The organism is Streptomyces sp. NPDC002536 (genome assembly GCF_053594995.1).
On sequence record NZ_JBSFWU010000167.1, the window covers coordinates 1 to 9,313 of the forward strand.

9 protein-coding genes are annotated in these 9,313 nt (G+C 72.7%); all 9 read right to left on the bottom strand.

Going from position 1 to position 9,313, the window contains the following annotated elements; all coding sequences use genetic code 11:
* Window positions 1-172: flavodoxin-dependent (E)-4-hydroxy-3-methylbut-2-enyl-diphosphate synthase (locus ACWD4B_RS33760; protein WP_451424360.1), on the bottom strand; the 172-nt coding region annotated here is incomplete at its 3' end.
* 5 nt (window positions 173-177) lie between these two features.
* Complete coding sequence (gene hpnH, locus ACWD4B_RS33765; RefSeq protein WP_451424353.1) at window positions 178-1,200, bottom strand: adenosyl-hopene transferase HpnH; 1,023 nt, start codon at window positions 1,198-1,200, stop codon at window positions 178-180.
* 5 nt (window positions 1,201-1,205) lie between these two features.
* Window positions 1,206-1,856: a 5'-methylthioadenosine/S-adenosylhomocysteine nucleosidase family protein gene (locus ACWD4B_RS33770; RefSeq protein WP_336417135.1), complete on the bottom strand. Its 651-nt coding sequence runs from the start codon at window positions 1,854-1,856 to the stop codon at window positions 1,206-1,208.
* Entirely contained in the window at window positions 1,856-3,874 is a 2,019-nt protein-coding gene (gene shc / locus ACWD4B_RS33775) for a squalene--hopene cyclase (protein WP_451424354.1), read from the bottom strand. The genes ACWD4B_RS33770 and shc overlap by 1 nt, the downstream gene beginning before the upstream one ends.
* A 154-nt stretch (window positions 3,875-4,028) precedes the next feature.
* Window positions 4,029-5,120, bottom strand: a complete 1,092-nt coding sequence (locus ACWD4B_RS33780; RefSeq protein WP_451424355.1) for a polyprenyl synthetase family protein — start codon at window positions 5,118-5,120, stop codon at window positions 4,029-4,031.
* Window positions 5,121-5,163: 43 nt separating this feature from the next.
* Window positions 5,164-6,624: a hydroxysqualene dehydroxylase HpnE gene (gene hpnE / locus ACWD4B_RS33785; RefSeq protein WP_451424356.1), complete on the bottom strand. Its 1,461-nt coding sequence runs from the start codon at window positions 6,622-6,624 to the stop codon at window positions 5,164-5,166.
* Between the two features lie 79 nt (window positions 6,625-6,703).
* Window positions 6,704-7,654, bottom strand: a complete 951-nt coding sequence (gene hpnD / locus ACWD4B_RS33790; RefSeq protein ID WP_451424357.1) for a presqualene diphosphate synthase HpnD — start codon at window positions 7,652-7,654, stop codon at window positions 6,704-6,706.
* On the bottom strand, window positions 7,651-8,550 hold the full coding sequence (hpnC, locus tag ACWD4B_RS33795; protein WP_451424358.1) for a squalene synthase HpnC: 900 nt from the start codon (window positions 8,548-8,550) through the stop codon (window positions 7,651-7,653). Before hpnC ends, hpnD begins: the two co-directional genes overlap by 4 nt.
* A gap of 397 nt (window positions 8,551-8,947) precedes the next feature.
* The coding region (locus ACWD4B_RS33800; protein WP_451424359.1) for an ABC transporter ATP-binding protein at window positions 8,948-9,313 on the bottom strand (366 nt) is incomplete at its 5' end.

The following is a 9,313-nucleotide window of genomic DNA, read 5'->3' on the forward strand; positions in this document are numbered from 1 at the left end:
GCAGCGTCGCACCGATGTCCGAGGTCCGCGTCGTCGTCATCGACTGGACCGACACCGGAGCGTCACCACCGACAGCCACGGACCCGACCTGGATCCTCCGGCTGACACGGCGGACGGCCAACCGGGACGGGACGGACGGCAGTCCGAGCCCGACCGGTTCGCGCGTGGTCACGGCGCTCAGCCCCGGTTCCCGGAGACGGTCTCCCGGGCGGCGCGCAGGGACTCCTTGAGCGAGCCCATGGTGGCCAGCACCGCCGTGGGCTCGTAGCCGCAGTGGGCCATGCAGTTGGCGCACCGCGGGTCCTTGCCGCGCCCGTACTTCTCCCACTCGGTGTCCTCGATGAGCTCCCGGTAGGTGGGCACGTAACCGTCGCTCATCAGGTAGCAGGGGCGCTGCCAGCCGAAGAGCGAGTAGTTGGGGATGGCCCATGCGGTGCACGGGAAGTCCGCCTTGCCCTCCAGGAAGTCGAGGAAGAGCGGGCTGTGGTTGAGCCGCCAGCGGCGGCGGTTGCCGCCGGCGAAGGCCTTGCGGAAGAGCTCACGGGTCTGCTCGACGCCCAGGAAGTGCTCCTGGTCGGGGGCCTTCTCGTAGGCATAGGCGGGCGAGATCATCATCTCGTCCACCTTCAGCTCGTCGTTGAGGAAGTTGAGCACCTCGATGACGGTCTGCGGGGTGTCGGTGTTGAAGAACGTGGAGTTGGTGGTGACCCGGAAGCCGCGCCGTTTGGCCTCCTTGATCGCCTCCACCGCCTCGTCGAAGACGCCCTCCTTCGCAACGGATTCGTCGTGCCGCTCGCGCAGCCCGTCGATGTGCACCGCGAACGCGAAATAGGGGGAAGGCTTGAACTTCTCCATCTTCTTCCGCATCAGCAACGCGTTGGTGCAGAGGAAGACGTATTTCCGCCGGGCCACCAACTGCCGCACGATCTCGTCGATCTGCGGGTGCATCAGCGGCTCGCCGCCCGCAATGGACACCATCGGCGCGCCCGACTCCAGCACCGCGCCGACCGCCTGCGCAACAGGCATCCGCTGTTTCAGCACGCCCGCCGGATGCTGGATCTTTCCGCAGCCCTCGCACTTGAGGTTGCAGGCGAAGAGCGGTTCGAGCTCGACGATCAGCGGAAACTTGTCGCGCTTCCGGAGCTTCTGTTCAAAGAGATAGGTCCCGACCCTGATGGTCTGGCGGAGCGGCATGGCCATCTGGCTCACCTCCTGGGGAGCAGCAAAGAACGGTGCCATTCGAAAAAAGCCGGAAGGACGGTGCGGAGTACGCGGAAAGCTGATATTCCACCCCGCAAGGTCCCGATTCGGACGAGTTCATGTTCTGGAGCGTCCACGACCACCCGGACGGCCGCAACCGGGCGCGGACCCGTCCTCACCGCGCTTCGGAGCGTGGCGGCGGACTCCATGTCCACCGCGAGTGCGCCGGAAGCGTGCAGCCCGGCGCGCTCTGCGCCGCGCACGACGTGGTCCGAGCCGACCAGCGGCCCGGTGTGGATGACGCGGCCGGGGACGGCACGGGCGAGCTCCTTGGCGAGGATCTCGGAGCCGAGGCACTCGGTGCGGCCCTCCCCGTCGCGGGTCTCGTCGGCGACGACCAGGTCGCCCGGGTGCATGCCCGGCGCAAGGCCGGCGCAGAAGCCGGTGGCGATCACGGCCGCCTCCCGCAGCGGACCGCCCTCGGCGAGGGCCCTGGTCACGGCACGGTCCGCCGCCTGGGGGCCCATGCCGGTGCGGAGCACGGTCACGGGCCCGGCCGCGCCGCCCGTGCCGCCGCGCAGCGCGAGGCGCTCGATGCCGAGCGCGCAGGCGATCAGCAGCGGTGCGGGGGCGGGCGTTCCCGTGCCGGGGGCCATCAGCTCTCCCGTGGTTCCTGTGCCCGGTCCACGGCGAACGGTTCGCCGTGCAGGTACCGGCCGAGCGCGGTGAGCGGGAACACCTGGCGGTACAGGTGGTAGTTGATGGAGAAGTCCCACGGGAAACCGGTTCCCGTGAAGTACGGCTCGTCCCAGGAGCCGTCCTCGCGCTGGGTGTCGGCGAGCCAGGCCACGCCCCGGGCGACGGCCTCGCTCTCCCGCTCTCCCGCGGCGAGCAAGGCCATCAGGGCCCATGCGGTCTGCGAGGCGGTGGAGGCGCCGCGGCCGATCCACTCAGGGTCGCGGTAGGAGCGCAGGTCCTCGCCCCAGCCGCCGTCGGGGTTCTGCACGCCGCCCAGCCAGTCCACGGCCCTGCGGATCGCGGGGTGCGCGACGGGGAGCCCGGCGGCCACCAGGGCGGGGAGCACGGACCCGGTGCCGTAGAGGTAGTTGACGCCCCAGCGGCCGAACCAGGCGCCGCTGGGCTCCTGTTCGGACAGCAGCCAGGTGATGCCGCGCCGGGTGCGCGGGTCGTGCTCCTTGCCGAGCACCGAGAGCATCTCGACCACGTGCGCGGTGACGTCGGCGGACGGCGGGTCGACGACCTCGCCGAAGTCGCAGAACGGCAGCCGGTTGGGGAACGGACTGGTGTTGTCGGCGTCGAAGGCGCCCCAGGCCCCGTTCTTCGACTGCATGCCCAGCGTCCAGCGGGCGGCGCGCTGGAGTGCCGTCCCGACGCGCTGCGGGTCGGGGTGGGCGATGCGCCGCAGGGCGAGGATCACCTCGGCGGTGTCGTCGATGTCGGGGTACTTGTCGTTGTGGAACTCGAACGCCCAGCCTCCCGGGGGCAGTTCGGGCCGCTGCACGGCCCAGTCCCCCGGGCGCAGGATCTGCTCGTCGAGCATCCAGTCGGCCGCCTTGACCAGCGCCGGGTGGTCGGGCGCCACTCCGGCGTCGACGAGGGCGACGGCCGCGAGGCAGGTGTCCCAGACCGGGGACTGGCAGGCCTCGATCATCCGGGCGGCGCCGTCCTCGCGCGGAACGGCGAAACGGTCCAGCGACTCCAGCCCGGCGCGCAGCACGGGGTGGTCGAGGTCGTAGCCGAGGAGATGCAGGGCGATGATCGAGTAGACGGCGGGCGGCTGGATCCCGCCCCAGCAGCCGTCGTTCTCCTGCCGCTCGACGATCCAGCGCGCCGCGGAGTTGACGGCGGAGCGGCGGAGCGCGCCGATGGGGAACCTGCGGTAGAGGTGCAGCGCCTTGTCCAGGCGCTGGAAGAAGCCGTCCCAGCTGGCCGCCGGGGCGAGCGGGCGCGGCGGGTTGGGCCGGCGCGGGTCGGTGTGCAGCTCGTCGAGGACGAACGGTGCGGGGCGCACGGGGCGGTGGGCCGCGACGACGGTGAGCGGCACGATGGTCTGCCGGGCCCAGCAGCCGAAGGCGTAGATGTTGAGCGGGAACCACTTCGGCAAGTAGATGATCTCCGGCGGGAGTTCGGGGAGGTGGTCCCAGCTCCACCAGCCGAAGAGGGCCAGCCAGATCCGGGTGAAGACCCGGGTGGCGGCGATGCCGCCCTGCTCGCGGACCCAGCCGGAGGCGGCGGCCATGTGCGGCTCTTCGGGTCCGTCCCCCGCGAGCCGGAGGGCGACGTAGGCCTCGACGGTCGCGGAGAGTTCGGCGGGCCCGCCGTGGAAGGTGGCCCAGGTGCCGTCCGGGCGCTGCTGCGAGCGGATCCAGCGGGCGGCGCGGCGGGTGGTCTCCTCGTCCCGGATGCGCAGGAACTGACGGAGCAGCAGGTCCTCGGCGTCCATGGTGACGTTGGTCTCCAGGTCGCCCTTCCACCACCCCTGCTCGTCCTGCCGGGACAACAGGTGTTCGATGGCGCGGGCCGTGGCCCGTTCTGCGGCCTCGTGCGTCTTCGCCGCCCCCGCGGCCGCGGGCAGGGGCTCGGCGGTCGTGCTGTGTCCGGCCTCGGCCGCGCGGGGCGGATGCGCCCCGGTGCCGTCGGTCGTCGCTGTCATGGCTTCCCCTTTTGCAGTGAGTTACGTCAATGCCGTACTGCTGACTGCCGTACTTCGGGGTTGCGTCGGCCGGTGCCGCACGGGGCACCGGCCGGCGACTGCGCGCTAGATCGGGTGAATGGGAATCATCTCTCCGTAGCCATCTCTTCCGTGGTCATCTCTTCCGTACGACGACGAAGTCGGCGAGCGCGACGAGCTGCGCCCGGACCTCCGCGGGCATGTCGACCCCGTTGAGGGCCTCGATCGCGGTGGCGTACTGGCGGCGGGCCTCCCGGGAGGTCCACTCCCGGCCGCCCGCCTCCTCGATCAACGCCGCGCGGGAGGCGAACTCCTCCTCGTCGAAGTCGGCGAGCTGGGCGTCCGTGAGCTTCGCGTCGGCGGCGAGGATCCCGGCGAGCCGCTCGGACGCGGGGCCGCCGGCCGCGAGGGCGGCGACCACCGGGAGCGACTTCTTGCGCTGGCGCAGGTCGCTCCAGGTCTGCTTGCCGGTGGCCGCCGGGTCGCCCCAGATGCCGAGCAGGTCGTCGACGGCCTGGAAGGCGAGGCCGAGGTGGTGGCCGTAGGACTCCAGGACGTCGGCGGTCTTGTCGTCGGCGCCGCCGAGGACGGCGCCGATGGAGGCGGCGCAGGCCAGCAGGGCGCCGGTCTTGTTGCCCTCCATCTCCAGGCACTCCGCGACGGTGACCCGCTCGCGGTGCTCGTAGGAGATGTCCTGGGCCTGGCCGTCGATGAGCTTGCGGGTGGCGGTGGTCAGCCGGCGGGTGGCCCGGCCGGCCTCGACGGTGCCCAGCTCCAGCAGCAGCTCGTTCGCCAGCGCGAAGAGGGCGTCGCCGACGAGGATGGCCTGCGCGGGACCGTGCAGCTTCCACACGGTCTCCCGGCCGCGGCGCTGCTCGTCGCCGTCCATCAGATCGTCGTGCAGCAGCGAGAAGTTGTGCACGAGCTCCACCGCGACGGCGCCGGGCACACCCACCCGGGGCGCGACGCCCGCGGCCTCGGCCGAGAGCAGCGCCAGGGCGGGGCGCACGGCCTTGCCGCTGTCGCCGTGTGCCGGGCGGCCCTCGGCGTCGATCCAGCCGAAGTGATAGGCGGCGACGGCGTCCATGGGCGGCGCGAGCCGGCCCACGGCCTCACGCAGTACCGGTGCGGCAAGCGCCCGTCCGCGCTCCAGCAGGGCATTCACGCCCGCGGTGTCGACAGCTGGGATCGCCGAAGTCACGGTCTCTCCTCTGGTGGTCGTGCTCACGCGCGCCCCGTCCGGGGGTCGCACGCCTGGTCGGCTCGCCGGGTCATGCCGCCGCCTCCCGCAAGGGGTCGCGGTACGGCCGGCCGAGCCCGGAGAGTGCCGCGCCCGCGGCCTGGACACCGCTGCGCACCGCGCCCTCCATCGTCGCGGGCCAGCCCGTGGCGGTCCACGCGCCGGCCAGGTAGAGGCCGGGCACGTCGGTGGCGGCCTGCGGCCGCAGCCGCCCGACCCCCGGGGTGGGGGCGAACGTCGCTGTCCGCTCCCGGGTGACGAAGAAGTCCTTCACGCCGGCTCCCCGCGCGGCCGGCAGCAGCCGCTCCAGCTCCGGGAGATAACGCTCGCGCAGCTCGGCGACCGGCCGGTCGATGTCGTCCTGCGCGGCGGACTGCGACACGGCCAGGTACTGCACGGCGCCGTCCGCCCCGGCGAGCCCGGAGGACTCCGTGCGGTCGAAGACCCACTGCACGGGGCTGCCGAGCGCCGCGAAGAACGGCTGACGGAGAACTTTGCGATCGTATACGACGTGCAGGTTGAGGATCGGCGCGGTGCCGATGTCCAGCAGCCGGTCCGGGTCGTCCAGGGCTCCGTCGGGCAGCAGGGCGTGGGCCTCGCGCTGGGGCACGGCGAGCACGACCGTGCCGGCGTCCAGCCGCTCGGTGGCGCCGGGCCCGGACTCGGTGTCCACGTGCCAGCCGCCGTCGGCGCTGCGGGTGACGGCGGTGGCACGGGTGCGCAGCGCGGTGCGCACCCCGGCCCGGTCGAGGGCGGCGCGGGCCCGGGTGTCGTGCAGCTCGCCGAGCGGGACGTGGGCCCAGCCGATGTCGGCGGCGCCGGGCGCGGAGAGCAGCCCGGTCTTGAAGACCTTGGCGGCCAGGCCCAGGGACGCCTGGTCGGCCGTGGCGTTGAGGGTGGCGATGCCGACCAGATCCCACAGGGCCTCGACGGTGCGGGCGGACTGGCCGTGGCGGTGCAGCCAGGTGGCGAAGTCCACGCCGTCCAGCGCCGGGTCCTCCGGGTCGAGCGCGCCGAGCGCCAGCGCGGCACGGCCGACCTTGGCGCGCTCGGCGAGCGAGAGGTGCGGGTACGTGGCCAGGCTGGCCGCCAGGTGCAGCGGCACGGGCAGGGCGGCGCGGCGCAGCCGGCCCAGGCGCGGGCGCCCGGAGGGGTGCCCCACATCGAGGACGGGCACGTCGAGCCGGTCCTGCAGGGGGGCCAGGTGGCGGGCGCCGACACGGTCCAGGAACCACTGGTAGGCGGTGCAGCAGCGCAGGTAGACGTGCTGGCCGTTGTCGACGGCCATGCCGCCGCGGCGGAAGGAGAAGGCGAGGCCGCCGAGGCGCGGCCGTCCTTCGAGCAGGGTGACCCGCAGCCCGGCACCGGCGAGTTCGAGAGCGGCCGTGACGCCTGCCAGGCCGCCCCCGATCACTACCGCGGCCGCCCCCAGGGGACGGCCTGCTTCGTCTGTGCGGAGCCGCTCGGGCCGGGTTGTCGTCCCCTCGGTCATGCGCCCACCCCCTCGGCTGCTGTCTGGGACGTCCCCTCCGGGCGGAGGGTTGCACACCGGCCCGTGCGCGTGCGGGTCATCAAGCGCGCCCCCTGGCGGTCGCCCGGTGGACGCTGCGCGCGTCGTACCCGGACAGCCCGCGCACGGCGACGAACGCTTTCTCCCGGCCGGGCAGGGAGACCCGGCGGCGCAGCACGGCCTCCGGCTCCTCGGCGATCCGGTCCAGCAGCCGCCGGTAGATGCCGGACATGGCGGCGACGCAGGCGCCGCTGCGCCGGTCGAGCATGGGCAGCAGCCGCAGGCCGGTGGCGAACAGGGCGCGGGCGCGCCGCACCTCGAACTGCACCAGCCCGGTGAAGTCCGCGCCCGGCGGGGGCACGGCGGCGTGGAAGCCGTCCGAGCAGCCGAACTTGGCGAGGTCGTCGGAGGGCAGGTAGGTGCGGCCGTTGGCCGCGTCCTCCCGGACGTCACGCAGGATGTTGGTGAGCTGCAGCGCCAGGCCCAGCGTATCGGCGTACTCCGCAGCGCGCTCGGCGTCCCGTGCGCCGGGCACGGTGCCGAACACGCCGAGCGAGAGGCGCCCGATGGCACCCGCGACGCAGCGGCAGTAGACGGCCAGGTCGTCCCAGCTCTCGTAGGTCTCGCCGCGGACGTCCATCTGGACGCCGTCGATGAGCTCGTCGAGCGCGCCCAGCGGAATCGGGAAGCGGCGCACGGCGTGCGCGAGCGCGACGGCCACCGGATCGGTGTCGTCCTCGTCGAGCGCGCCGTCCCTTATCCGGGCGAGCGTCGCCCGGGCCTCCTCCAGCCGCAGCCGCTTGGCCTCGGGCTCCAGCGGCCCGTCACCGATGTCGTCGATGCGCCGGGAGAAGGCGTACAGCGCCGACATGGCCCGCCGCTTGGCGGTCGGCAGCAGTCTGATGCCGTAGCTGAAGTTGCCGGCCTGCTGTCCGGTGACGGCCTCGCAGTAGCTGTACGCGGCGAGTACCGGTGCGGACGCGTGTGGCGTTCCGTTCACGGTCCCGCTCACCCCTCTCTTCGCAATGTCGCCCCCACCTCGCGCAGCACGCTGAGCTTGGTGGGCTTCGGCGGTCCGGGGAGCACGTCGTGGCCTGCGGCGGCGACCGCCTTGAGCGCGGCCCTCCCCCCGCCCACGAACCCCGCGAGCAACAGCTTGAGCCTGCCGTGGACGCTACCCACCAGGGGGGTCCCTTCATTCAGCAGGGCCCGGGCGCGTTCCGCCTCGTACGCGACCAGGGCGCGCACCGATGCGCCCGCGGTCGGCCGGGCGAGGTCGGACTCCGTGACACGGAAGCGCTGCATGTCCTCGGCGGGGAGGTAGACGCGGTCGCGTCCCAGGTCCTCGGCGACGTCCTGCAGGTGTTCCACGATCTGCAATGCGGTGCAGACCGCGTCCGAGCGGCGGATCCGCTCGGGGCTTGCGGTGCCGGTGATGCCCAGGACGAGGCGGCCCACGGGGTTCGCGGACAGCTCGCAGTAGGCGAGCAGCTCCTCGTACGTGGCGTAGCGGCTCACCCGCTGGTCCTGGCGGTTGGCCTCGATGAGCCCCAGGAAGGGCTCGGGCGTCAGACCGCACCGGCGCACGGTCGGACGGAGGCGGATCAGCAGCGGGTGGCGGGGGCCGGTGCCGCTGTGGTCGAAGACCCGGCGCAGGTCGGCCTCGAGGGCGTCCAGCATCGCCGGGCGGTCGTCCGCCTGCTCGCGGTCCAGGCCCAGCAGCTCGGCGTCGCGGCCGCCGGGGGCCAGGTCGCCGTCGCCGATGTCGTCGACGAGGCGGGCGTAGCCGTAGACGGCCATCAGGTCGGCCCGCCAGGCGCGCGGCACGAAGAAGGGTGCCACGGGGAAGTTCTCGTGCGCGGCCTTGTCGAGCACGGCGCGCGCGTGCGCGTCCGTCCCCGCGGTCATCGCGGGCTGCCCGGACCGGGGACGGCGTACGCGTCTCTGATCTGGGGCGTTCCCGTACCCATTGCCGTCACATCTCCCGTTCTACACTGCCGAGCCAGAACATCCTATTTCGGACACGCCGCAGGCGGCGGCCCTCCCTTCGGCCCCCTCCGCCGTTTCTCCGGCGCCCCGGCGGCCGGGGGCACGAGGGGTACCGGGGTACACCTTCGCCCGCCGCGGAACAGGCGCAAAAACAGCACGGTACAGCGTACGCCGTACAGGTGCCCGACGCCCGCCGGGGTGTGTGCTTGATCCATACAATGCCATGCGCGCCGCGAATCGGCCTTGGTAATAAGGCAGTTGATCGTTACGAACCGGTCAACGTCGTCACCACTGCGGCGGGAGGGGCAGGCGCCGCCTAGCGGGCCGTTTCCTTCTCGTACGCCCGGACGACCTCGTCCGTCGGGCCGTCCATCAACAGCTCACCGCGTTCCAGCCACAGCACCCGGTCGCAGGTGTCGCGGATGGAGTTGTTGTTGTGGCTGACCAGGAAGACCGTCCCGGCTTCCTTGCGCAGCTCCCGGATCCGTTCCTCCGAGCGCTTCTGGAAGGCGCGGTCACCGGTGGCGAGGGCCTCGTCGATCATCAGGACGTCGTGGTCCTTGGCCGCCGCGATCGAAAACCGCAGACGGGCGGCCATGCCGGAGGAGTAGGTGCGCATGGGAAGGGTGATGAAGTCGCCCTTCTCGTTGATGCCGGAGAAGTCGACGATCGACTGGTAGCG